Source organism: Pseudomonas sp. WHRI 8519 (assembly GCF_040224055.2).
GTDB classification, from domain to species: domain Bacteria; phylum Pseudomonadota; class Gammaproteobacteria; order Pseudomonadales; family Pseudomonadaceae; genus Aquipseudomonas; species Aquipseudomonas putida_X.
Genome location: NZ_CP167996.1, coordinates 2,810,565 through 2,833,485 on the forward strand (window position 1 = coordinate 2,810,565; position 22,921 = coordinate 2,833,485).

Sequence of the window (22,921 nt, forward strand, 5' to 3'; positions counted from 1 at the left end):
TTGTCGCTAAAACTGCGCGTTTTGCTGGCGCATGAGGTCTCCGGCCGGAATTAGCACTAAGGTTGATTATTTTTGTCCGATTAAAAATGGGGAGCATTTATGAGCCCAAGAAGCACAATGGTTGTTGAACCTCTTTCTGACGAAACGCTATCTTCATGGATGTGGAGGGTTAATTCAACAGCAACTATCCCGCTCATATCGCATTTGCAGTTTGGCTCATTGGAAGGCGGTATTATAAAAAGCGATATGCTAGGGCTTCAGGGGGCGCGGTTTGTAGAGCGCGACCTCTTGTCTGAAAACGCGTTTATTGAACCACTCAAGAAGAGCTTCAGCATATCCAGTTCTTGGTTAGAAAAGCGTTTTCCGGGATTTAATCAGTTGACGATACCAATCCAGTTTCGAAGGGCGTTCTGCCCGGATTGCTTTATGGAGTCTTTCAGGCATGTAGGCATTCCCGTTAGTAAAGTTCAGTGGTGCTATCTGACTAAACCGATATGTGAATTGCATGGATTTCCGCTACTTGATTCAACGGAGCTTTTCATAAACCATGACGACTATACCGTACAAGCATTTGTGCTGTATTGGGATGAGCCACAATTTAAGGATAATATGAATCATGTCCGGAGTGCCTGGAGGCAGACACATTGCCTTGCTTTGAGAGTGCAACGGCAGTTCCAGAGATTGCTAAGGCGAGCGTTCAGGTCAGGTGAGGATTTTAAAGTACAAATGTTTATGCTTAGCCTGATGCGAGCAATGATGATGCCCGCATTACATCATGCCTACCCCAAAATAGCATTTCATAATTGGGGTGGGGCTGACCCTTATGCCGGATTTGGCGTTCATGGAGATTTCTATCAGGAAATCTATCGAAGCACTTGCTTGGCGAGACTGCACTCTCTTTATTTAAGCGGTATTGCTTTGGGCTGGATTACCAGTGGGCAAGCCAGAAAGGCACTACGCGAAAACTATTTTGCGCCTTTTAGTCCTGCTCATATATGGTCGAGAATTGGTAACTATTCAGGTGTGATTAGGCTGCTCGGCTCAGAGCTTAAACGCTATGAAACTCAATACCTAAATGCTGCTGATCTTAATATCCCTGATTTGTAAGGCTTAGCTATGATGCATAAATTTGGCGTGCTCCATAAATTAACAACGCTGTATTGGATACCTGGTTGTACCGTACACCTCCCAGGTAATCGTAAGTCCTATCATTTTGTTGTGGTATTGCAAGTGGACGTGGTTGCTTTTAAGGTTTTGACTTATATGATACGACTAGACGAAATGGCTGGATGGGGGTTAAGTTCTGCGCTAATAGACTTGAAGCAATCCAGTCGTGCTTGGTTGTGGAAAGCGGATAGGCAGAATCTGGCGGAACAGACGGCCTGCGTCGTCCGAGTGCAGGGGGTTACTCGACTAGATTATGACACTATCGGCCCATGGCGTGTTGTTCGAACATTGTCTGGAGCAAAGTTTGCGACTTTGAACGAGAAGCTTATGAAAGGTTTCTACGACCTTAAACCCCAGCATCTTGATAAACTTCATAGGACAACATACATCCCTAACACCATCTTGCTCCAAAGGATTGATAATGCTATTGACTATGTCAACGACGCCTTCATTGGTTCTAGTTCGCCACACATCTGACCTGTTAAATCCCATTGATTTCAGGTCTGCTTATCCTTGAGATTGTAACGACGCACTTATAATAGCTCACATCAAAAAACGATGCCGGCAAGACGAACACGCTTTATGAAAACTAACTTTATTTCATTTTTTATTTGCTAGATAGCCAGATTGTGGTCTCTCGTGGTGAATGTCTCGAAAATTAAATATTTGGGGCGCACTGGCTTTGGCAATGATGGTAATTTTCTTCAGATAGTTTCTCACCGTTCGGAGAAAGACATAGAACCGCTTAGCTACCTCGGTCTCGTCTAAATCTTCCTTAATTCGCGCCCGTGGTTCCTCAGATTCAATTGCTACTGAATAGATTGTCTTAAGGGGGAAGGTATTTCACAGTCCAGCCCCCAGTGATGCTGAGGTCACCCGCGGGGTGGTCAACAACCCGTGTCGATTGCCGCTACCTGGACGGCTAAGTCACATGAGGCTTCTAACAGTTGTGACTCCATTGTGGTGTGTTGACTCAGCGCTCTTGATTCCAAAGCCGCCTCAGGGTGCTCTCAGGTAGCTGTAATTCTTTGATCGCTTGTGACTGCGTGTAGCCGCGGGCTTTGAGCTCCTGTACAGCGGCCCATCGTTCTCTGGCTTGGAGAAGCCGCTGCGGGACGACTTCCTGGATTTCGTTAGGCAATGGAGTATCCGCCAGCCCTAATCGCTCCATCTCCTCTATTGCTGCTGTAAGGGCTTCTCGTGCTGTGCATTCTTGATAGGCAGCGGCAACCAGAGCCAAAAGCGTAACCGGTTCGATTTGGAGAGCACTGGCTAGCTGAAAGCTAGTGTTAACCGTAGCCGAGCTTTTGGCGAGTTCTAGGCTGCTGACAGTCGCCTGGGTCACGGAGCGAGCAAGATCTTCTTGGGAAAGCCCCTTACGTGTCCGTAGCAGTTGGAGGACGGACGCATACGAGCTGCGCAGCGACATAAGACTATCCCTTCAAAAGGAGACGGTATGCCGCGTTTGCCTGCCGCCACACAAAAAGATATAATTGTGGCGGTGGCGGTATGCGTTTAGTGGCCCTCCAATTTTGTCGAAATTTGCGTAGTGAGGACGAGGAGCTGGTGGACATTTCCCTGAAGGACGGTCTCCTAGGTGATTCTGGTATTGAGCTCATGGGATCCGAGCTATCCCTTGATGAAGTCCTGAAGGCGGCACGGGAGCACTACAAAAGGATGCCTATGTGTGTCGTAGAGGAGTGGGTGATCCTCGATGCCATCGTCACCGATGACGAGCGGGCGAAGGTTACCGCCGCAGGCTGCGAGCCTATGTTCCTTTTTGCCCATAAAGTCGTGCATGACGAGCAGCGTCGCTTTGAGCCTGGTCACTGGGTGCGCTCCTCCATGGGCACCTCGTTCAAGGACGGTTACCTGTTCGCAACGCGCAATACGATCTACGTACTGATGGGCCCTGGGCATCGGACGTTGTCGTCGATCCAAGCCATCTTTTCTATCGTCTAACCATAATCGCTTTGACGTGGTGCAGCTGGTTTCTGAGGCATTCCCATGTTTCGTACACAACTAAATGAAATGGCAGGCGTGCCTGAAATGTTCGGCGAAGGCCTGTCCCATTGGCACTCGATTTCTAGGTCTCTTTCTACTCACTGGTACCACCTGAGTGTGAGACGCCTAGTCGAAGGTAGGTTCATCAGGAGTGAGGAGATGTTGAATGATGAGCCTCGCCTTCATGAACTGCTCAAGGCCCAGAATGATGAATTCGTTGTCGAAGACGTCCAGGTGGTAACACCCGGGCGCATGAATGGCAGCGAGCGCTGGCTTATGGAGCGGCTGACTTCTGTGTCCCTAGGGTTCGACAGGAATGATTGCCCTGTGTGTTTGCTTGAGGTGGAAAGCGGGGATATCTACAACGACTCCTGCGATGCGAATTTTGATCGAGCCTCGCTAAGTAAGGTGAGAGAGCTATATCGCGCCTCGAGCTGATCTCACTCTTACCTTTTCGACCTCATACATCTCTTAAGCAAGGAGCTTGTTCCATGTCCGACTCCAACACTTACGAAGTGGATCTGCACAGCCGGCGGTACTCCGACTTTGATCTCCTCCGAATCGCGCGAGCAGTGGGGCAGGGGTACACAAAGCCTGTGACTGCATTTCTTGTGAATGCCCAGATCATTGCCTGCAGTGCTGTGGGTGTCGTCTTCGGGCATGTACATGCAGCCAATCCAATCGGCCGATTTGCTGATGGGCACTACCTGCGCACGTCCGATATCCAGAGCATTCAGAAAGAAGGCCGCTTTTGGGTCGTTACTACGCTGAACTCGCGCTATGTAATCGCGTCGTTCCGGGAGGGCGGCGGTCGGGCTGGACTGCGCGAATTTTTGACGGTGGGATCAAAGGGGTTTTTTGTTAGCCCCAACCGCTTGCATTAAAGAATAGTTTTTTGAAATAAGCGGCTTCCTGGTGAAGCTGCTGACGCTCTCCCTTTGCCTGAAATCAGGTAATGGAAGATCTTATGACAGGAGTTACAAGTCGTGGCTATTGCTGATTACATCAAGGTCTCCGGAAAGCTAGAGGACATCCGTGTCTTCGAGCATAAAGAAGGAAGTGTTCGAGTCATCATGAAAATTGATGGTGTTCTCATTCCGAATACTGACATTCCGATTAAGCTCTACGAAGAGATTGAAGCGGGCAAGCACTACGATTTTTATTGTGTGTACAAAAAGTCTCGAAACAAGCTTAAGAACTCAGGCGCAATCTATGCATTTAAAGAAGAGGGTGGTCGGATCCGCAGTCTGACGAAACTTCGGTTAGCGACGCCGGTATACATGATGTTTTACGGTGCAATTTGGTTTGCCGTGGCTTACGTAGCTGTGTTTCTTCTTGCGCTTTTACCAGTGCTCGCAGACCACCCTAAAACGGGAGCTATACCCGTTCTGCACAGCTATTCGATGTTGGGCGGGGCAATTCCTGGATTGTTCTTCCTGTGGTGCGCTATTGATTTTTGGCGCAAGTCAGCGAATTTGGAAGCCTGGCCGAGCGTCGCTCCGAGTGTCGTGATCGAGCGATTCAGTAAGCTTCACAAGTGAAATCTAATGCGCTTGGGCGTGCCGCTGCGCGGCCAGGCTGTCGTAAACCGAGTCCCGCTGTGCGGGACTCGGCCCTGCGGGCTTCCATCCTGCACGCCTCCGGCCCAGGGCCTGCGCGCTCCGCTTGCCTCCCATCTCCGGCCTTCACAAAACCTTCATAACGGCCTCATTACTCGGCGGTGGTCACGCCAACGCAATGGGGTTCAGGACTCGCAATCTCGAGTAATTTCATGCCCAGAACGCTAGCCTGCTTTGAGGTGAATCTGAATGATTCGCCTTGAAGCGTGAGCAGTATCTCGTTGTCAGACCTCTGATCGATCATTACCAGGTAGCTTTCAAAGTCAAGTCTGCAAGCCTCTTCGGGTAGGCGTGGATTTGAGAAAAATGCACCGTCGAACTCTCATTTTGGATGTTTGAATTTTAGGAATTCATTTAAGGGGGTGTTCATGCGTTGTGATCCTCGAATGTTTCTATTAATTAATAAAACGGTTGTTTCAGAAAAAAACTTTAGCGGTTGGCTCGGTTTTTTGGGCGACCTTGCATTTCTGAGTTAATGCTCCGGTCGATAGCATTTATATTGGCGTATATTAGGTGGTTGTGAGTGCTAGCATTCAAGGGGAAGGGGGAGGGAAGAGGTAGCGGTCGCAGCCAGGTTCGATGCATTGCTTATATGATGGTGCTGATGAGCACTGCCATGGTGCAGCAAGTATTGCGTTCTAGATTTCGTTGAGCACTCTCGAGAATCGCGGGGCGTCAGGAAAACAAGTGCCTGGCAGGTTGGTTCGTACGATGTGTCCAGTAGACGACGGGAGTGAGCCAAAAACAGTGGGTTGGGCTAGCTCATCGTTTTTAGGCGTGCCGCTTCGCGGATAGCTGTCGTACACCGAGCCACCTACGGCGTCTCGGCCCTCCGGGCTTCCATCCTCACGCACTTCGGTCGCACCGGCCTGCGCGCTCCGCTTGCGCCGGCACAAGCCGTGTACCACTCCACAGTGGCGATGCTGTCGTCTGAAGCTTGGCTTTTCTGACTGGTTCATCGTAAAACATGCGCTCCTTTCGTTTCTTGAGAGTACGTCGTGCCGGAGCATAGCCCTCGTTATCCTGAAGATACCCCCTTGAATGTCGGCGCGTTCTGCATAACCGATTTCGAGCAGGCCACATCTAAAATTGAGCCAACCTACTCAGCCCTGTCGGTAGCGATGACAGGACTGGCAAAGGCCGCCTCGGAGGCTCAGGAGTTTCAGGCAGCAAGGGTCTGGTGGCTGTTGGCGGATCTCTGCATGATGATGCTGGACACTACCAATAGAAATGAGCCCTTCAGACCCTACCTTCTCATTGGTGACCGGCATTCGATGTCTCCGGCCACCATGCTCGACGAAGAGTACTTGTTCTTAAAGGATTTGGTCGACGGCCTTCCTGACGGTCTCTTGAAGGCGAGGGTCTCCGATCTCTGCTGGATTACTCCTCGTCTGAAGCACATTCGGCACGCCCGAGCGGCCATAGACGGGTATGCGACGGTGCCACTGAATGATGATGTTTGGTACCAAGAAGGCAGAGAGTGCTTCCAGAGGGGGTTGTCCCTGGCCAAGATGATTGGCCCAGGTGCTGAGGGGCGGCTCGCGACCCTTACCCAGACACTCATGGATGCAATCGAGCAGGCGATTCAGAAGGAGCTGGCATTTGCTGTCGGACTGGTCGAGACGGTCATTGAGAACCAGCTTGAACATACCGATGTGCCTGAATTACCCGCAAAGATGGCTGAGCTCGGCCACCGCTTTGTGAGCAAGAAGGATGTGTTTAGGGCTCGTCGTTGTTTCGAGACCGCGTGCCGAGGTTTCGCCTCTCTTGACCGCGGCTTGCTCGCTGCAAAAATGACGGTGGCCGTTGCTGAAACATGGGTGTCAGAGGCCGAGCTAAGAGGGGAGCAGACGCACCCCATTGTGGCGCAAAATGCCCTGGAAAATGCTCTTCAGACCTACCGATCTGTTCCGGGGGCCTATCGCGCCGAGCTGGATGTCGACAAGATGCTACCTGTACTGCGGCAGAGAATTGCTGAGGCGGGTGCCCGGGTGGTTGAGCAGATGAGCCTGATCTCAACTCGGACAGACATCACGAAACTGGTGAAGCGTACCAGGCGTTTAATCGAAAACCAGTCGTTTGGTACTGCCCTCTATCATTTAGCAAATATGTACCCGTTTTGCTCACCCGCTGAATCCAGGCAGGGAGCCCTGCAGTCACTGCGTACTGGGATAGTGAGTTCGCTGACTGGAGCAGTCTTCTTCGATGAGACTGGCAGAGTGATTGCTAAGCGACCTCCACTGTCCTTCAGTGCCGTACTGACTGAAGAAGACGAGTACACAGTCCAAGCCAAGATGGTCAGCGAACACTTGCACACCATCAAGCTTACGGTGAGGGGAGGCGTTTTGCCGGCGCTCGCGACCATCTCGGAAGCACATTGCATCAAAGAGCGCGACATGGTTCAGCTAGCCAAGGCGTCGTCACTCGTACCTCCTAATCGAGCGCAGATGATCGGGAAGGGGTTGTACTGGGGGTTCGTAGGGGATTTTGGTATGGCAGCTCATTTCCTCATTCCGCAGATGGAGGCGATCATTCGACACAGAATGAAGGAGGCAGGTCTCAACACTTCGACGACCAATGCTGATGGTATCGTTACCGAAAATGGATTGAGCACCCTCATGGACGTCAAAGGGGTAGCAGAGCTGCTTGGCGATGACGTAGCTTTCGAAGTCCGAGCGGTGTTCTGCAGCCCATATGGCCCAAATCTCAGAAATACGTTTGCGCATGGGCTGCTTGATGACGACCAGATCTACTCAGAATCAATCGTCTACGCTTGGTGGTTCATGCTCAAATATATCTCAGGGCCATTCTGGGCATCGGTGCCGAGGGTTTAGCTCGGGTTGGCACCTCAGCCGAGGCATGAGGCTGCGGTCACGTAGCAGGAGGCGTGGGGAACTCCTGCTCGTACAGTCGCGGATTGATGTAAACGTCTCTAAGGAGATGCTCAAGAATGTTCATGGCCAAGCCTAGCTGCGAAGCCTTTTGTGCCGTCAACTCGTGTGCAGCCTCGTTTCCCAGCGCTCTCACCTTGTGCAGGATTTTCGCGTTTTGAGGGTTCAGAATTCCTCGGGACGCCAAGTCTTCAATTTGAAGGTAGAGGTTTTTCCCCTCGGCTTGCTTCTCCTTGCATACGCCTTCCAGGAGGGCACGCATCCCAATCGCGGCTAGTACAGGCAGCCCCCCAGAAAGTGCTTTCAGAGATTCGTCATAGATAGCTTTGAGAGGAGGGGGAAGCCACCAGAGGTCAAGTCCAAGCTTGCCTACCCCCTCCATCCGCGGCGGGTAGAGGTTTTCTATGACAGACGGCTGCAGCTGTCCATCGTCATCATAATCGCCGTCTTCTGAATCGCCAGAGGCCATGCGAAACGAAAACGTTTTGCAGCCTTGGCATTGGACAATCTGATTGTCGACCCACCACTCATGGAAATTGTGCTGGTCTTCACGAGAGGACTCGACACAAGCTGAGCAAACCACGCGGTGGAACGTCTTTGAACAACATTTGCCGCAGGGCAGTTCGAGCTCATGGCCTTCACTGGCATGCAGGGTGTATTTGGTCGATGTCTTCATCGTGCCCATTGCCTAGGGGGGTGCTCAAACATAGCCTGCCTTCTTCAGGAGGGCTAGGTATGTAGGCGTAGCGGCTCCACCTGATAGAGCATTGCGTTTGAATTCTCCACGCTGCCCGTAGTCGTTTACCGTAATGCTGGCGAAATGGTATTGTCCAGGCATTGTCGCCTTTCGCGACTCGCCGGCACAGGAGACGCCAGCTTGGGAGCTCTGCAAAAAACGTCGCCCTTTCTATCTAGATTTGCGACGCCTAGAACAGGAGAGGACAGTATCCCGGGCTTCTACTCCCCGGAGCTCCAGATGTGGGCCGTCAAGGCTCCTGATGGAGTAGTTCCAGTCATCGCTGACGGGGCGTTAAATGAGTTGATGACCAAGACTAAGGTCAACGCAGAGCAAGATGACGAGGCATCCTGGCAGATAGAGCTGTTGACCAAGACCTACCAGAAGGTCGAAAGCGATGATGACGATCCCAGTCCTTATCGAGGTCAATCGAATGAGTCCAGCCACCTGCACCAATTCGACTCGAGCAACCACCTTCTGCAGCTCGTGACCAAAACCGATGCGATCACTGAGCGCGACGATCGATGCAATGCCAACCACATCCTTGAGCTGATCACGAAGACCAGTGTCGAGCTGGAACGTGATGATAATGGTGATCCTACCTTTGGCTTGGACACCCGTTATTACTCAGACTGATCTGGAAGCATCTCATGCTGTTGTTGGTGACAAATCGTCGCGATATCACGATGGACTACGTAGTTGCTGAGCTCCGCCGGCGCGGCCAGCCTTTTGTCCGCCTAAACACCGAGCAATTGCCCGAAGCGTTGTGCTCGATGGCAGGATTTCCCAGGGACGCTTGGTCGATCTCAATGGACGGAGTGGTTGTCCGTGGCTCGCAGATAACTGCAGCCTATTTCCGTAGACCGGGAGCTCCTGTTGTGCCGGACGTTGTAACGGATCCTGGCGAGAGGGCGTACATCGAGGCGGAGTGGAGCAGCTTTCTCAAAAGCCTCTACTCCCGATTGGAGGGGCGGTGGCTGAATTCACCTACAAAGATCTTCTTGGCTGAAGACAAGCCGATGCAGCTCCTCCTCGCGCAGGAGATCGGCTTTGAAGTACCTCAGGCATTTGTCACGAATGACATTGCATGTGCTCAAGCTATCAATGCGCTCGGCACGGCGATTGGTAAGCCCCTTCGGCAAGCAGTGTTAGCGGGCGAGACGGAACGCGTGATCTTCACCTCTCGGCTCGCTGAGATTGAGGATGAACAGGCGGAAGCGATTCGGCTGACCCCATTCATTGTGCAGTCTGAGATATTGAAGCAATACGACGTCCGAGTGACCGTCGTGGGCGAGCGGGTGTTTGCTACGGCGATCTGGTCGCAAGATAACGAGGAAACAGAAACCGACTGGCGCAAGGGTAGTCGTCCTGATCTTCGACACGAGAAAATTGTTCTCGAGCGTCACGTTCAACGTCAGTGCGTGAAGCTCGTGCAGCGTCTAGGCCTCCGCTACGGCGCTATCGATCTGGTGTGCGATAGATCCGGCAAATTGTGGTTCTTGGAGATCAACCCGAACGGGCAGTGGGCCTGGATCGAGAACCTAACAGGCTATCCTATTGCTGCCGCAATCGTGGACGAGCTGACGGTGAACGTCCTTGCTTAAGCTTAAAGACTGGCTCCACTGGGTGTGGCCGACCCTAGTACCACTGTCACCTACTGAGCAGACAGACGAAGCGGAATGGAGGCAGGGGATTGTTGAATCTGTTCGAGACGGGAATTGGTCGACAGACAGCGACGTGGTGCTGGACGAGTCGCGGCGTATTTTCGATGCGGAGGTTGACCGTCGCAGAGGAGCAGACGCGAAAGCGGGTATTTACCTGGCCGCGATCACGGCGCTGATTCCCGTACTTGTCTCACTGCTGCCAACCCTATGGAGCGACAAGTCGAGTAAGTGGCTAGGCTGCATTAGCCTTCTCTTATTCGGACTGGCCGTCGCCTTCCTGCTGCGCGCAGGGGCTTGGGCGTTCAGAACGCTCAAAGTCGCTGGGTTCGCTCAGCTTGGCCCAGGTGAGCTAGCCCTTACCTGGAAAGAGAGTTTGCCTAAAGCGGGCTTAGCCAAACAGCTCGCTCACGCCGTTTTACATAACTACGCACTGGTCAACGAGAAGGTGACCGGTATCAAGATGACCCATGAGTACCTGCTTCGTGCCTTCCTCGCATTCACGATTCTCCTGGTGCTCCAAGTAGTGTGGCCGGTTGGCGCTTGGGTTGTCGAGGAAATCATAAAGCTCAGAGGTGCTCCAGCCCCGGCCGCGCTGATCATGTGCTATTCGTAACTGGATAACCATGATGGATAATCGAGAATGTGCTGTGTTCATCCAGTGTTCAAAGATTTTTGAGCGTTGTTTAGCTGAACCTGGGGAGGCTTTTGAGTGTCTGTAATAATAAATGAGGTGCTGAAGTGGATGTTGGTGTACTAAGGACGAAATTCAAGCTTGCAGTGCATGAGGCCAACGGTCAAAAGTACGAAGATTTATTTGTTCGTATAATGATGCACTGCGAGCCTGGCTTTAAACCTGTAAAGCCACATGGAAATATAGGCGATCGTGGAAATGATGGCTGGATTTCTGCGAGTGGAAGATATTTTCAATGCTATGCCCCTGAAGATCTCCCCGCTAACACCGAGGCCGCAATAGCCAAGCTCAAGAAGGATTTCGGAACACTTAAATCGTATTGGGAAACCATTTCTCCAGTGCGAGAGTTTTGTTTCGTAATTAATGACAAATTTCAAGGCGCATCACCACATATCTACCAAGCGGTTTCGGCATTAAAAATTGAGCACGGACTATCGAGTGCGGAAGTTTTGCTATCAGCCCAGTTAGAGGAAAGGCTTTTTTCTCAGCGAAATGACGTGATTGCCGATGTGGTGGGAACCCTGGTGCTCGTCCATAATGCTGGACATGTTATCTACAATCACTTGATTGCCCAGGCCACTCAAAAGCTCGAGCTGGTGTATTGGTTAAACATAAGTGACAACCTGATTGCTGGAGGTATTCCAGAAAGGCTTGTAAATAGCTTTGGTGAGTTCACGGCTATTGTTTTTCGAACAAACATGCCTGGATTGGATCCGGAATTGGAAGCCGCTATTCATGGCCTGGCAGTAAGGATAGATGCCTTAGTCAATCATTTCACGCATTCAGAGCATTCATCCTTCTTTAATGGCATGTGGAGTCAAGATAGAAGCTGGAAAAGGATAGACCGCACGCCAAGTGTTTACAGGCAAATGGATGAGGCAAGTCAGAGTTGGAGAATGGATCTATTTTATCTTCATCGCAACTTGGTTCATGCACTAAATATTTTCGCGGCATGCGTGCGAAACTCAATTGCCCCAGGTTTTTTTATGGGGCAAAGCTTCGTTGTCAATGACTCTCTCGGCACCTACAATGGATTGCAAGGTTATGAATTGATTCCAAGCGGCTTTATCGAGATCGAGGGGGATTAATTGTGTGGAAGCCGCAAGGGTGAGCTTTTCTCGGCATGTAGGCGTAACGTAGGCGTAACTGCACCATGCGCTTGTGTACTTATTGACCACTTAATCGATGAAATCCGCGTGTATGGCGATTCCGTGCTTGTCATCGGGGAAATGAATGCCTGATAGGCCGCCAGCCTCCAATGCACTTCCAGCTTCGCCCAGGCGCCAAGGCTCTTGTTGCGCAGTGAGCGTGCATCACCGTTGATAATCATACAGGCCACACCCATTTGTTGTTGAGGTGCGGCGGCGCGTTTGTTGTGCGCCGCCTTTGATCTAGAACTGAGAAAAATCCAATTCTACGAGTACATGCCTAAAGGATAAATTCTTCTCTGTCACAAAATCATAGAGCGATAACTTTATCCCCTCATGCCCCACGCACATGCACAGATCAATTTCAGGTGGAATCAACCCATGATCATCGTAATCCACCGGGTCTCTGTTGATCTGAACAAGATTCTCGGTAACGAGTAACTCTATTTCAGATCTCGCGTCGGGATAGGTTTTTTCTACCGTAGGAAGGAATAAGCTTCGGCGGTCGCGCGAACGGTAATTATGAACCTCAGATCGTTCAAAAAGGACGGCTAAAAATTCACGCGTCACTCGTGGCAGTTTATGCAGTCTTTTTGAAAGCGTCTGGATCGCCTCTTTTGCTGCGTCGACATCGTCTTGAGGCGGCTTGGTTGGCTTAGAATGAGAGTGCTCCCATTCTGCGAAATTATAGCCATTCCCGAGCTTTGGGCTTGGAAGGTCTTCCCATAACTTATATCCGTTGACTTCGTAGTTACCATCCTGATCCGGAACCTGCAACTCGATTTTGACCTTCGACATCTGGTCTCGAATTAGCCTGTACAGGGATTTTATTGACTCAAGATCAAGGCCGATAACTTTTCTCGCCAGGTCAGTCAAGTCAATAATATCTTTATTTGGATCAAAATTGATGTCCGGACTGATTTCGCTCACTGCTCGATTGAGCAGGGCGGTGGTTACGGCTTCGTAACTACTCTGCTTGTCACCCAGAATGAGAACTACAAACCTGTCATATTTTTTAAGTTGCTCCTCTGTTATTTTTTTTAAGGTGTTTTTGACTTTGTCGCTAGATTTCGTAGTAGTGACCTGGAAAGCAATTTTTTTGACTTCATCTCCCAGGTCAACACCAGGTTCGTTGGCTCGGTCTTCGTTGGTGTTGACTAATTTATAGCCTTCAATAATGTTCAGAATGTCGCGAAAGAAATTTTCGCTGAACACCGAAATATCTGAAAGTCCGAGCCTGTTCCTCAGCTTTGCCTGCTCTCCAAGGGAGGAGAATTCATCGATGATTTGACCGATTAGGTAGCCGCTTGTGATCATTACTGTGACCATGGTTCATTTAATTAATGGCTAATCCTATCCCATTTGGCAAGCTGCCACTAGGGAAACTCCGAGCAAGTTGCCCATCAGCCGGAAATGGACGGCTTGGGGATGCCGAAAACCCGATTTTCAGCCGCTGATTATTGGATAACCAAGGCACAGCCTTGGTTTTCTGCCCTCACGGGCGCACCTCTCCCGCAGCAGGCAATAATTGCCGGCGCACCATCCACAGATTCGACAGCGCAAATAGCGTGGTCAGTTGCGCCGTGTTCTTGGCCAAGCCGCGAAAGCGAGGAACAGTCCAGCCAAGAATTGCGAGTGCATATGTCTTTTCTTGGCCAGCCAGAACAGTTCGACTTCCTCCAGATCAGCTACGCCTTGGACGACCGGGGTGTAGCAGATCGAGACTTACCTAAGGGCGTGGCTGTGATTTGTAATCGCCCGTTCGGGGGGGGCGATCTCCTTCAATTTTGAAAGCAAAGCGTCTATTTAAATGGGCGACTGCATGGGGTCACAAGCTCTGGCGTTGAAATTCCTAATCTCATATCCGTCCGTCGTCAGGAGCTCATTGGTTTGCTGAGCACAGAGTAGGCTATCAGGACGTTTTTTGACGCCCTGATCCGAGGTTGCCCAAGCTTGGACTTGGTAGGAACGGCCTTACTCCATGTATAGATGAAGCTCCGCCAGGAAACTGCAGTTCGATTTGAGTTTCTCCAGCTCGTTCACTAGGAGCACGATTGGGAAAACCATCAGTTTAGCTTTTCCTCCAGTCATCACGACACCATCGCGTTTTTCGCCCTCTTTCTTGTTCTTGGTGAAGGCCACCAGGTAATCACCGTGCAGATACTTTTTAACAACCCAGTGGGAGAAGGTGTGCCTGAAAACGCGATGCATTTCGAACGTGTCGACCGCTTGGATCACGCCAGCGGTGTCGATACTGAGGATGGTGTTGTTTGCTTCCTTTCTCAGGTGGATCAACACATCTGTATCATTCTGTTCGTAGGCAAAATCGCTGGGAACGCCTTCCCGCTTATGTTTCAAAATAGCTACCAGACCTCGGCACAAAGCGTCAGCCTGGCAGTAGGTCTGGACGAGCTCGCCCATCAGTGCGTGCTCTTCTTTACCAATGCCTCCCAGGTGCTGAAGCAACTCAGCATCATTTTGGGTAGCTTCAAGTCGGGTCAGGATGGCTCGCGTTTCCGCTTCCATCGATGCCCGAGACGATCCTACTGCTTCCATGTGTTCCCTCGTCGTTCAGTTGGGTGTGGCGCAGTATAACGTTCAGCGATAAGGCAATGGGCCTTCAAGGTCGTCCCTTCCCGCGGCAGCTGGGATGCGTGCTTAGCCATTGAAGCAGGCGAACTGGCTAGAACGGGTGGCGTGCGACCACCAGAGGCTTATCAGGACTAGGAGGTTCTGGAAGACAACGCTCAAACATGCCAAATCACGGAAACAAATCAACACATCAGATGACTTCACGATGGAGCAACCCCAATGGTAATAAACGCGGATTTCGTAGCGGATTGGACAGCAGAACTAAAGAGGATCATGGAGCAGGACTGGTCAATGGATCTAACCCAGATTCCAGAGAAAGACATCTGCGTCTTGTTTCATCATGCCGGAAAACGACGGATTGAGCCTCGGCGTCGTAGGGTAGTGCTTGCAAATTCATTCGAGTGCCCGCAAGACCTGCATCCAGGATGGACAACCCTCATGGGTAAAATCGAAGCAGGTGCTGACCTGTCACCTCATCTCAGCCTTCAGATTGAGAAGGTGATGGCGAGGGATCCATTACTGCTGGATTGGGGCGTATATCACCTGCATTTGGGGCTTGGTGGGCATCCCAAAAATACCAAATTTGTCGAGAGGACAGGGCCAGTCCTCTTCGGCTACCCTACCCAGGACACATTTTATGCAATCGGTGTGTACAAACATGGGGCTTGGAGTGACAGCTCGGTTATCGAAACGCTACATGCTAACTGGCCGCAGTTAACTGACGGCGCGAAGCTTAAAGGTGAATTTACCCTGGCTCAAAAAATCACAGACGAAGACCGCCGAAAATTAAGAAATGCCGATATCAACGTCATCACCCCCCTCTCAGACGGCACGTTCTTGTTTCCCTTGGGTGGTGGTTATGCCGGTAACGGAGTTTCGATAGAAGGAGTGACAGCATCAGACCGTGAACGGAGAAAAATTGAGTCTCTTGAGCGACAATTCCTCGAGCTTGCCCCTGTGATCGAAGAAGGCCTTGAAAAATCAGGTCACATTGTCGGCTCAGAGGTCACCGCCAGACTCAATTTTACGCGGGATAGAACTTGGGTTTCGTTCGATGGTTACCCAGTGACACTGGATGTGACCTGATATTCAAGACTTACGATAGTCAGAGGCTGGAACCTTTCAAGCGAGCCTCACCACACAATACCCATGCTGTGGACTGAGCGGATATTCAACTACCTGGCCGGAGATGGGGCAGCTGGCGTTGAAGTCGGATAATTCCCGACCGCCAGCCTCGTTTGTTTATGCGCAGACTGGATGCTGGGTTTTGAACCACTGTAACGCTAGCACGTGCTCCGGGCGCTAAGATAGTCGCTCTCAACCGAGTTTGGGTGCTCTCTAGAATGGAATTTCTTCTCCTTCGAATGACACTGGCTCAGCTGGCGGTTTAGGTTTCAAAGCATGGAGGATGCTTTCAAGACGGCCTTGAAGCTCGTCAAATGTCACCACCAGCACGTCCTTTAGGCTGTTGCGATATTGCTCGAAGGCACGCTGCTTGCCGACCTCAGTTGGCGTGCGACCAATTATGATTATGGCTGCCACCGCATGGGCATGGACTCGATCGTCCAGATCACAGGTTAACCCGTAGATGTTCCTCTGCAGAACGCTGCGCTGGCTGATGACCTGAGCGACTGAGCCGCTCAATTCGTGAGACGGAGTATAGGTCTGCCGGTAGGCTCTTCCTAGCACATCTTGCTGCGGGTGTTTGATCTCAATCAGAGCCAGGTTGCCGGTAGCTTTTGCGGCCATAAGGAAGTCAGAAAACTGCCCGCCAGCTCCGTTGATGTCCTTCCCACCTACATAAGGCCGGTCTGCGATCATCTTGACGGGATAGCCGAATGCCATGTCGAGTACGAAAGGGTTTTCGCTAAGGAAACGCTGCCATCTGTCCTCGTTGGCGTTGCTGTCCATCATTTTCCGATAGACCTCAATGAGCTGGCCGAGAGTGACTAGCTCAATCTCTGCCTTAAGGCTGAATAGCGTACGAGGTGTCGATTTCGCGAGTGCCGGGACGCTCTGCTGCGCAAGGGTCGTCACCAGTTTCTGATCTTTAGCAGACAGGCGAGTGGGCCCCGACCCCAGGGCAACCAGATCAGCCAAGATATCCGGAGGTAACTTTCTTGCCCGCGATGGATAGAGCTGAGGTGATGCCTTATGAAGTAGGCCGGCATAGCAGACCAGTTTTTTATCGTCAGCCGTTTCTCGCTGATGGCGCTTCGTAAGGCGATCGAGCTGCCTTCTCAAATGCTGAAACTGGGCGACACCAAGTAGATAGAAGCAGCCTTCAATTTGGGTGTCATGGCGGCCTTCCCCGCCATGCATCATGATGGTTTCGACCCCCTCGATCTTTGCCACTGCATTAGCGATGAAGCGATATTCGTAGTGGAACCCGAGGCCGTAGCGCCAATCCTTTGAAAACCCTTCAGGAAGGTAACTCAGGACTTCGTCGACTTCGTACTTATCTGTTGGGTGTGCGTAGGGCTGGTAGACAGGGCGGGTGATCATGATGGACGTGATCGTGTCGTACTTGGGCTCTGAGTATTTGGGATGCTCCGACCTAGGGTAAATAGGGTAAATCGTCAGATCGTCTGAGGTGACCCTCAAAATCAAATGCCAGCCAGGCGAGTCATCGGGGAGGGCCACGTCGCTGTAGTAAACGCGTGTTACGCCAGATATTTCGGGTTCGAGTTCAAGCTCAAAATCGCTTTCAGTTTCTGGCAGTGAGGGCGTTTGCCCCTGTGCATCGGCATCGATGTCTTCATGCTCGAAGCGTAGGAAGGGGCCATCGTCGATACGCTGCTGCATGGCGTACTGTGAGGGGCGCATGGAGGGCATTTGGGTTCATCCCTGATCTAAACTGTTTTCCGCCTTGCAGGGGTGTCCGAAGGCCATCCGCGAGACTGTTGATTACCTACTCAGCAAGCAAAATTTCACCAGAAGAATAATGGGGTACGAGTCGTGACCTGGTTAAAGATTGCCTGCGCTATGTCGTAACTGATCAGGTGCTTACCATGGGGAGTCGCCCGCACAAATTGACCGATTTCCCATGGTGCGAAAGTGAAATTTGTCGGGAGGCACAGGCGTTTTTTGACGGTGCCATCGGCGCTATTACATTGCTCACAGATGACTGTCGGCGTAAAACTACTGACTCGTCGAAGGGCGCCAGGTGCGAGCTGGCTTGATGACCGATCCGTTCCGTGGTCATGGTGGGTATGAAGGCCTACTGCCCACCCTTCATGTCTGTTTGGCCTTTTCGGGTAGAGCATCGTCCAGCGAAGCAGCTCGAATCTTGAGCGATTGCAACTCGGGCATCTCCAGAGAGCACCAACCATGGCGTACAGCTGCCTGCAGTGTGCCCCATCGAATGCGAGACATTCTTCCCAAGTCGGAATTCGTCGACTGAGATTGCTCTTCAAGGCTCTCTCTTTACTGAGATCTCTCACCTTCGTGTTGGCGCACGCCAAACATTGACCATTAGCCACGTAGTCGGGGCTGCATTCGCAGACATCGTTAGCTCTCATGGGCACTCCATCGATACCATGGCTAGTGGATGCTCAATGATGATCGTGCACAGCACCGCTAGGCAAGCGGAGGATGGAGGGAGTGTTGGCTTCAGGAGTCACCTGCGGGCGCCGGCAATTAAGTCTCGGCGAGCGTTTTTCCAGCTTCTGAAGTTCCCATGTGCTCATTAGCTCGACAGGATCGGTGCCGTAGAACTGGCTTGAGTCGAAAATGTAAGCCCGGCCATCCGGCGCATAGCAGCTATCACAGTAATCGAGGGTGTCGCAGTCGTTGTAGAAGGTGAGCACCCAGCCGTCCGTCTCTACGGTCATGAGGCCGCAATAAATCTTTACCCAGGAGTGTTCGCCAAGCCGACGCATTGTGCGAACACCAATGGCGAGATCTCGGAGCACCTGGTAAACCTCGCGAGGTGTAAGGGGAGGCTTGGACAAATCATCGCTTCCTTATGTGCAGGTGAAGCAAGGGCTAAGAGCCAGTTCTGCTGCTATGTGCCTGCAGGACAGTTAGCTGTCGAGATTCTCGGCGATGTGCCACACGATTTCTCGAGGGCTCTGGCTATCAATGATGTCCCAGATGACATCACGCTTGCTACGGGGCAGCTTTTTGACAATGTTTTTCGCGGCTTTACGGATGGCCGCGTCGGTTCCGTGGATGCGCTCCGCTAACAGGAGCGCCAGGACTGCATGCGACAGGGTCATATTGTTACCCGGGCTGGTGAGATGGAGCTGGCGAGACCACTGGCCTAACGGAACCGTCCAAGTCGATTGAATCACCCAGCACCCAGAGTGAGTCACCATGACCGCGCGAAATCATGTACCCACAGCCATTTGGGACATGGTGATCGATCTCGTACCTGCGCCACTCGATCATCGCCTGGCAATCAATCTGGGCTGGCTCTCGCTCTATGAGCCAAGCCACTAGGTTAAGAAACTGACCGTGAGAGAAAATCAGAATGTCCTCTGCCGGGTTCGCAGCTAGCTGATCCAGGAGCGATCGAGCGCGACCGACAAATTCTAGAAACGACTCTGCACCAAATCCGTCGACATAGGCCGGATCCGCGTTAGCCCAGTAACGGTCGACCCATGCCTTGCGTTCTATCACCGTGGTGTTCGCGCACTTAGAAGGCTCCAGGTAGGTGAATTCTTCGATGGGCCAGATTTCGACGGGAACTAAAGGGAACAACGATGTGCTTTTAGCCGCGGTTGCTTGCGCCCGCGAAAAGGGCGACGCGACGATCAAGCTCGGCCGCTGTGTGATGGAATTCGCGACCCGCTGAGCCTGCTGTAGTCCTTTCTCTGTCAGAGGAATGCTTGCATGGTCATGAGAAGCGGCCCCAGCATTTGCTGCGCTCTCACCGTGCCGAACCAATCGTATGCTTTTCATCGACCTACCTAAGGATTAGCGTCGCTCGACGCCAGCGACATTGACAAGGACTAGACAGAGATCGGAGTAGGGGTGGCGGTCATTCATCGAGAATTCCTTAAGGTGCATGGCAGCTTTCTCAGGTTGCGCGAGATTAGCTCCGCTGATCGTAAATGTCAGCCGCGCCACTTAATTCTCCAGTTGAGCAAGCCATGCTCTTTGCTTTTGACGAGCACAGAAAAGCGATCGGTGCCAGCTCGGCAATCACTAGGTGGAAGAGCGCGGGAGGTTAGCCTGCCTGCTATGAAATTGAGGAAAGAGGTCACAGAGACGCTCTTGTTGGTGGGCTTAGTCAAGGGGTAAGCAAAGGCAGCTGAGCGATTGCAGGAATCTCGGCGAGCTGGCTTTCTGTCAGCGTTGCCAGATAGGTATCGCGTCTGTCTCCTACCTTTAGCTTTTGGGTAAGCGCGCCTGCAACGCCAACAATAGTTTTTTCAAACTGTTCAACCAACTCGACCGCACGCTTCCAAAGCTTCTCGTCGAGCTTGTCTAGCTGATCCTGGACTTCACCCCTGTCGTGCGTTTCTGGATGCAGGATGTTGCGCAACAAGTGAATGGCTTCACGGGCCTTCGCATGGTCTTGCTCGGCGCCCTGTGCCCCGCGAATGATTGCCACGGCCTTTTCATTATCGACGCCGGTCTTGGGAATATGGGATGGAGGGAGGGTTTCAGCCATAGCTCCGGCATAGAGAACAAGTACGCGCCGCTCTAAGTAAGAGCTTACCGCGTCCACGCCTCGCAGCGGTTGTGCAAGGTGGATCGTTGCAGCGCCAAGATGGCCCTTATAATGGACTTCAATATTGACATCGCCGGTGACGAAGCCCATCAGTTTTGACACGACGTAATGACCCATCTCATGCTGGGCAAGCGTCCTGGCCTGGTCACGGACGTGAGTGGGTACATTTCTCTGTTCGTTACGACTCATTCTTCTACCAATCCGACGCCCTAGTTATTCGGCCTAGAGCTTGCACTACATTGCCGATCGGAATCAACGTACAGAAAGAAGTACAGCGTGCTCGGGCCTTGAATGGGGTATTTGTCCGATCGGCCGCGACAGTGTCCATGTGTAAAACCTAAGCTAGGTGCGCCAAAGTTTACGAAGGGCGACTACGCTGTCACTACGAAGAGTGAAGTCCAGCACAACAGCGAAGGAGCGCTTTAATGCCACACCTGATCAAGAATGCGCTATCAGATTTGCACTCTAATGGATGGGCAAGACTCCAGTTGCCGGACGCTAGCGCTTTGGTAATTCAGCAAGCTGCGCTCGAGATCGCTTTTTCTCTTGGACAGCCCAGGGCAACGCGCCATGGGGGGGCTTTGATTGACGTACTGATCCCGACTGACACGCCATCTGCGAATCCCCGCTCTCTCAGCGCCCGTTATGGCTTGAGCGCATTCCCGTGGCACACCGACGGGGCCCACTGGAGTACGCCGCCCCGGTACCTCGTTATGGGCTGCCTGGTGTCCACCCCTAGCGCTGCTCAAACGCTCTTCTGCGAGGGGAGCACATTCGATCCATTGAATGCAGACGGTGCTCGGTCGTCGCTCTTCAGGATTACCAATGGCGGCAACAGCTTTTACGCTGCGGCTCGAGGAAGTTCTGACCGTTACTATAGGTTCGACCCTGGCTGCATGGCGCCAGTGGATGCCGGCGCCCAGGAAATCATGCGCGCGATTGATCTTTTTGAGCCCGCTGTCGAACAGGCAATCACTTGGCAGGCCGGGAAATTCTTGCTGCTTGATAACTGGCGCTTCCTGCATCGCCGCGGAGCTGCAATGCGAAGCGCTGAGCGGAAACTGCTTAGAGTCACTGTGATGGATGGTAGCAATCATGGCTAATACAAAAAGTACCGCCAAGAAGCCGCGCAAAGAAGTGCCATCAGCAATCTCCGCGGAGGCACTGCTAGGGAAGTCCCGGCTATACGCCTCGCGAGCATTGCAGGCCAAGGCCTCAAAGGACTCGGAGGTCTATCAGATCTGGGCAGCTCTGGCCCTTGAGCTCCTGGGTAAAGCTCAGCTTGCGGCGATTCATCCTTGTCTGGTCGTGGAAACCGACAATCCAAATAGCCTTTTGGAGGCTTGCGGTATCGAAACTGACACCAAGGTGAAGACCATTGGTGCTCACGTGGTTTTCGCACGACTGAAGCACACAGTGGCAAAATTCGGTACACCGCATGCTAAGTCATGCGAATTGATCTCCTCACGTAGAAATGCCGAACTCCATTCAGGGCAGGCAGCATACGCCGGCGTTGTGGATAGCGACTGGGAGGGGGAGTTCTGGACAACCTCGGAACTCATCCTCGCATCCATGGGGCTGGAGTTGGAGGATTGGGTGGGCAGTGAGTCAAAAATCCCTGCAGCCCTTGCCAAGGACTTCCACACGATCAAGGTGCAGGCAGCTAAACAAAGCATCGCAAACGCCCGAGCAACCTTCGAAAAACCTGATGAAGTGCCTGGATCATCACAGCAGAAGCCGAAAAGGCGCTCCCTTAGAGAGATCAAGGAACTGCGAGAGCATTCCCAGAGCTTGGAATGGTGGACTTATCGAGGTGCCTTCAGGTACCACTTGGATAGTCACTGGGACGTCCCGTGCCCTGCATGTGAAAGCAAATCCTTCCTAGGGGGGGATCGCATCCACGAGGAAGTGATCGAGCAGGATCATGAAAGTGGATACGAAACGGTTGAGCGGTACTCCACACCTGTCGAGTTCTACTGCCCAACGTGTGATTTGCACCTGGAGGGGTCTGAGGCTATGAAGGCGGCAGGCTTCGATGAAGAATACGTAGAGCAGGATGAGCGAGAGATTGAGTACGAGCCAGACTATGGAAACGACTAGGGCCCTAGACTACTCATGAAGAAGGTGGAGAGCTCAAGGCTCCCAGGGCCATTAAGTCATTGGCGCGAGAGCAATGAAGGGACGGCGGCTACCCAAGACCGGCAGCGATAGGGACGTACTCGTCAGTGTCGCTTAGAATGGCACCTTACACAGTAGATTCACTACCGAAGGGAGAATTAAATGTCGCGTTTGGCCGAATTTCGAAAACTGGAGCAAGCTCTAGCCGCTCAGCTCGCCGAATTGGAAGAGTTGAAAGGAAGCTCCGAGCTTCAAAAAGAAATGGAATTTGAAACCAAACTCCGTGAGTTGTTGGCTAAATATGGCTTCAGCCTGCGTGACGTAATCAATATCCTCGATCCTGAGGCGAGCCGCCGTACATCAGTAGCAACACCACTGAAAACCACCCGTAAAGCCCGTGATGTGAAGGTTTACAAAAACCCAAACAACGGCGAAATCATCGAAACCAAGGGTGGTAACCACAAGCTCCTGATGCAGTGGAGGGCTGAATTTGGTGCAGACGTTGTTGAGTCTTGGGTTTCTGTTCAAGGCTGACAGGCAGCGCCCCGAGGGAAGTGGTGATAACTACTTCCCTCGAAGTTTTGAGGTGGTTGCTCAGCAGCGGCAGTATG

The 22,921-nt window shown here is 52.0% G+C and carries 23 protein-coding genes and 2 pseudogenes; 15 read left to right on the plus strand and 10 right to left on the minus strand.

From position 1 onward, the window contains the following. The first annotated feature begins 117 nt into the window (after positions 1-117). The gene (locus ABRP30_RS12865) at positions 118-1,107 is read left to right on the plus strand and encodes a hypothetical protein (RefSeq protein ID WP_349975422.1); all 990 of its coding nucleotides are present in this window, start codon (positions 118-120) and stop codon (positions 1,105-1,107) included. Positions 1,108-1,116: 9 nt separating this feature from the next. Further along, positions 1,117-1,644: a hypothetical protein gene (locus ABRP30_RS12870; protein WP_349975421.1), complete on the plus strand. Its 528-nt coding sequence runs from the start codon at positions 1,117-1,119 to the stop codon at positions 1,642-1,644. A gap of 496 nt (positions 1,645-2,140) precedes the next feature. Here ABRP30_RS12870 and ABRP30_RS12875 read toward each other — a convergent pair whose 3' ends face one another. Next, positions 2,141-2,596 carry a helix-turn-helix transcriptional regulator gene (locus ABRP30_RS12875; RefSeq protein WP_349975420.1) on the minus strand — a complete coding sequence of 152 codons (456 nt, stop codon included), beginning with the start codon at positions 2,594-2,596 and terminating at the stop codon, positions 2,141-2,143. Between the two features lie 248 nt (positions 2,597-2,844). Here ABRP30_RS12875 and ABRP30_RS12880 point away from each other — a divergent pair, with 248 nt between their 5' ends. From ABRP30_RS12880 to ABRP30_RS12900, 5 genes are all read left to right on the plus strand, one after another. Next, positions 2,845-3,129, plus strand: a complete 285-nt coding sequence (locus ABRP30_RS12880; RefSeq protein WP_372490487.1) for a hypothetical protein — start codon at positions 2,845-2,847, stop codon at positions 3,127-3,129. A 201-nt stretch (positions 3,130-3,330) separates the two neighbouring features. Beyond that, complete coding sequence (locus ABRP30_RS12885) at positions 3,331-3,609, plus strand: hypothetical protein (RefSeq protein ID WP_349975418.1); 279 nt, start codon at positions 3,331-3,333, stop codon at positions 3,607-3,609. A 53-nt stretch (positions 3,610-3,662) separates the two neighbouring features. Next, entirely contained in the window at positions 3,663-4,055 is a 393-nt protein-coding gene (locus tag ABRP30_RS12890; protein WP_349975417.1) for a hypothetical protein, read from the plus strand. 102 nt (positions 4,056-4,157) lie between these two features. Beyond that, complete coding sequence (locus ABRP30_RS12895; protein WP_349975416.1) at positions 4,158-4,712, plus strand: hypothetical protein; 555 nt, start codon at positions 4,158-4,160, stop codon at positions 4,710-4,712. A gap of 1,115 nt (positions 4,713-5,827) precedes the next feature. Further along, positions 5,828-7,624, plus strand: a complete 1,797-nt coding sequence (locus ABRP30_RS12900) for a DUF4209 domain-containing protein (protein ID WP_349975415.1) — start codon at positions 5,828-5,830, stop codon at positions 7,622-7,624. A gap of 37 nt (positions 7,625-7,661) precedes the next feature. On the opposite strand, the gene ABRP30_RS12905 is transcribed toward ABRP30_RS12900, so the two are convergent. Beyond that, entirely contained in the window at positions 7,662-8,357 is a 696-nt protein-coding gene (locus ABRP30_RS12905; protein ID WP_349975414.1) for a DUF4145 domain-containing protein, read from the minus strand. Positions 8,358-8,657: 300 nt separating this feature from the next. Between ABRP30_RS12905 and ABRP30_RS12910 the strand changes: the two genes are divergently transcribed. The 4 genes from ABRP30_RS12910 to ABRP30_RS12925 all read left to right on the plus strand — a co-directional run bounded on the left by ABRP30_RS12910 (position 8,658) and on the right by ABRP30_RS12925 (position 11,860). Then, on the plus strand, positions 8,658-9,053 hold the full coding sequence (locus ABRP30_RS12910; protein WP_349975413.1) for a hypothetical protein: 396 nt from the start codon (positions 8,658-8,660) through the stop codon (positions 9,051-9,053). A gap of 14 nt (positions 9,054-9,067) precedes the next feature. Next, complete coding sequence (locus ABRP30_RS12915) at positions 9,068-10,021, plus strand: hypothetical protein (protein ID WP_349975412.1); 954 nt, start codon at positions 9,068-9,070, stop codon at positions 10,019-10,021. Beyond that, a complete protein-coding gene (locus ABRP30_RS12920; RefSeq protein ID WP_349975411.1) occupies positions 10,014-10,694 on the plus strand; it encodes a hypothetical protein in 681 nt (226 codons plus the stop codon). Before ABRP30_RS12915 ends, ABRP30_RS12920 begins: the two co-directional genes overlap by 8 nt. 125 nt (positions 10,695-10,819) lie before the next feature. Then, on the plus strand, positions 10,820-11,860 hold the full coding sequence (locus ABRP30_RS12925) for a hypothetical protein (RefSeq protein ID WP_349975410.1): 1,041 nt from the start codon (positions 10,820-10,822) through the stop codon (positions 11,858-11,860). A gap of 303 nt (positions 11,861-12,163) precedes the next feature. Here ABRP30_RS12925 and ABRP30_RS12930 read toward each other — a convergent pair whose 3' ends face one another. The 3 genes and pseudogenes from ABRP30_RS12930 to ABRP30_RS12940 form a co-directional block, all read right to left on the minus strand. Beyond that, the gene (locus ABRP30_RS12930) at positions 12,164-13,237 is read right to left on the minus strand and encodes an SMEK domain-containing protein (protein WP_349975409.1); all 1,074 of its coding nucleotides are present in this window, start codon (positions 13,235-13,237) and stop codon (positions 12,164-12,166) included. 178 nt (positions 13,238-13,415) lie between these two features. Next, positions 13,416-13,544, minus strand: a pseudogene (locus ABRP30_RS12935) (IS5/IS1182 family transposase); the annotation flags it as partial. 350 nt (positions 13,545-13,894) lie between these two features. Beyond that, positions 13,895-14,476, minus strand: a complete 582-nt coding sequence (locus tag ABRP30_RS12940; RefSeq protein WP_349975408.1) for a hypothetical protein — start codon at positions 14,474-14,476, stop codon at positions 13,895-13,897. Between the two features lie 474 nt (positions 14,477-14,950). Here ABRP30_RS12940 and ABRP30_RS12945 point away from each other — a divergent pair, with 474 nt between their 5' ends. Further along, positions 14,951-15,598, plus strand: a complete 648-nt coding sequence (locus tag ABRP30_RS12945; protein WP_349975407.1) for a hypothetical protein — start codon at positions 14,951-14,953, stop codon at positions 15,596-15,598. Positions 15,599-15,850: 252 nt separating this feature from the next. Here ABRP30_RS12945 and ABRP30_RS12950 read toward each other — a convergent pair whose 3' ends face one another. The 5 genes and pseudogenes from ABRP30_RS12950 to ABRP30_RS12970 all read right to left on the minus strand — a co-directional run bounded on the left by ABRP30_RS12950 (position 15,851) and on the right by ABRP30_RS12970 (position 20,381). After that, complete coding sequence (locus tag ABRP30_RS12950) at positions 15,851-17,347, minus strand: Shedu immune nuclease family protein (RefSeq protein WP_349975406.1); 1,497 nt, start codon at positions 17,345-17,347, stop codon at positions 15,851-15,853. 821 nt (positions 17,348-18,168) lie between these two features. Beyond that, positions 18,169-18,465, minus strand: a pseudogene (locus ABRP30_RS12955) (hypothetical protein); the annotation flags it as partial. Positions 18,466-18,537: 72 nt separating this feature from the next. Continuing rightward, on the minus strand, positions 18,538-18,732 hold the full coding sequence (locus tag ABRP30_RS12960) for a hypothetical protein (protein ID WP_349975404.1): 195 nt from the start codon (positions 18,730-18,732) through the stop codon (positions 18,538-18,540). Between the two features lie 4 nt (positions 18,733-18,736). Next, positions 18,737-19,417, minus strand: a complete 681-nt coding sequence (locus ABRP30_RS12965; protein WP_349975403.1) for a histidine phosphatase family protein — start codon at positions 19,415-19,417, stop codon at positions 18,737-18,739. Between the two features lie 331 nt (positions 19,418-19,748). Then, positions 19,749-20,381 carry a hypothetical protein gene (locus ABRP30_RS12970; RefSeq protein ID WP_349975401.1) on the minus strand — a complete coding sequence of 211 codons (633 nt, stop codon included), beginning with the start codon at positions 20,379-20,381 and terminating at the stop codon, positions 19,749-19,751. Positions 20,382-20,617: 236 nt separating this feature from the next. Here ABRP30_RS12970 and ABRP30_RS12975 point away from each other — a divergent pair, with 236 nt between their 5' ends. The 3 genes from ABRP30_RS12975 (at position 20,618) to ABRP30_RS12985 (ending at position 22,844) form a co-directional block, all read left to right on the plus strand. Next, the gene (locus ABRP30_RS12975) at positions 20,618-21,295 is read left to right on the plus strand and encodes a TauD/TfdA family dioxygenase (RefSeq protein WP_349975400.1); all 678 of its coding nucleotides are present in this window, start codon (positions 20,618-20,620) and stop codon (positions 21,293-21,295) included. Further along, positions 21,288-22,292, plus strand: a complete 1,005-nt coding sequence (locus ABRP30_RS12980; RefSeq protein ID WP_349975399.1) for a hypothetical protein — start codon at positions 21,288-21,290, stop codon at positions 22,290-22,292. The genes ABRP30_RS12975 and ABRP30_RS12980 overlap by 8 nt, the downstream gene beginning before the upstream one ends. 180 nt (positions 22,293-22,472) lie before the next feature. Next, on the plus strand, positions 22,473-22,844 hold the full coding sequence (locus ABRP30_RS12985; RefSeq protein WP_349975398.1) for a histone-like nucleoid-structuring protein, MvaT/MvaU family: 372 nt from the start codon (positions 22,473-22,475) through the stop codon (positions 22,842-22,844). The last annotated feature ends 77 nt before the right edge of the window (positions 22,845-22,921 follow it).

Excerpts from the sequence above, each read along its gene's own strand:
- ABRP30_RS12865 (WP_349975422.1), top strand. The coding sequence starts at position 118 with ATGGTTGTTGAACCTCTTTCTGACGAAACGCTATCTTCATGGATGTGG.
- ABRP30_RS12870 (WP_349975421.1), top strand. The coding sequence starts at position 1,117 with ATGATGCATAAATTTGGCGTGCTCCATAAATTAACAACGCTGTATTGG.
- ABRP30_RS12875 (WP_349975420.1), bottom strand. The coding sequence starts at position 2,596 with ATGTCGCTGCGCAGCTCGTATGCGTCCGTCCTCCAACTGCTACGGACA.
- ABRP30_RS12880 (WP_372490487.1), top strand. The coding sequence starts at position 2,845 with ATGCCTATGTGTGTCGTAGAGGAGTGGGTGATCCTCGATGCCATCGTC.
- ABRP30_RS12885 (WP_349975418.1), top strand. The coding sequence starts at position 3,331 with ATGTTGAATGATGAGCCTCGCCTTCATGAACTGCTCAAGGCCCAGAAT.
- ABRP30_RS12890 (WP_349975417.1), top strand. The coding sequence starts at position 3,663 with ATGTCCGACTCCAACACTTACGAAGTGGATCTGCACAGCCGGCGGTAC.
- ABRP30_RS12905 (WP_349975414.1), bottom strand. The coding sequence starts at position 8,357 with ATGAAGACATCGACCAAATACACCCTGCATGCCAGTGAAGGCCATGAG.
- ABRP30_RS12910 (WP_349975413.1), top strand. The coding sequence starts at position 8,658 with ATGTGGGCCGTCAAGGCTCCTGATGGAGTAGTTCCAGTCATCGCTGAC.
- ABRP30_RS12915 (WP_349975412.1), top strand. The coding sequence starts at position 9,068 with ATGCTGTTGTTGGTGACAAATCGTCGCGATATCACGATGGACTACGTA.
- ABRP30_RS12930 (WP_349975409.1), bottom strand. The coding sequence starts at position 13,237 with ATGATCACAAGCGGCTACCTAATCGGTCAAATCATCGATGAATTCTCC.
- ABRP30_RS12940 (WP_349975408.1), bottom strand. The coding sequence starts at position 14,476 with ATGGAAGCAGTAGGATCGTCTCGGGCATCGATGGAAGCGGAAACGCGA.
- ABRP30_RS12945 (WP_349975407.1), top strand. The coding sequence starts at position 14,951 with ATGGGTAAAATCGAAGCAGGTGCTGACCTGTCACCTCATCTCAGCCTT.
- ABRP30_RS12950 (WP_349975406.1), bottom strand. The coding sequence starts at position 17,347 with ATGCCCTCCATGCGCCCCTCACAGTACGCCATGCAGCAGCGTATCGAC.
- ABRP30_RS12960 (WP_349975404.1), bottom strand. The coding sequence starts at position 18,732 with ATGACCCTGTCGCATGCAGTCCTGGCGCTCCTGTTAGCGGAGCGCATC.
- ABRP30_RS12965 (WP_349975403.1), bottom strand. The coding sequence starts at position 19,417 with ATGAAAAGCATACGATTGGTTCGGCACGGTGAGAGCGCAGCAAATGCT.
- ABRP30_RS12970 (WP_349975401.1), bottom strand. The coding sequence starts at position 20,381 with ATGAGTCGTAACGAACAGAGAAATGTACCCACTCACGTCCGTGACCAG.
- ABRP30_RS12975 (WP_349975400.1), top strand. The coding sequence starts at position 20,618 with ATGCCACACCTGATCAAGAATGCGCTATCAGATTTGCACTCTAATGGA.
- ABRP30_RS12980 (WP_349975399.1), top strand. The coding sequence starts at position 21,288 with ATGGCTAATACAAAAAGTACCGCCAAGAAGCCGCGCAAAGAAGTGCCA.
- ABRP30_RS12985 (WP_349975398.1), top strand. The coding sequence starts at position 22,473 with ATGTCGCGTTTGGCCGAATTTCGAAAACTGGAGCAAGCTCTAGCCGCT.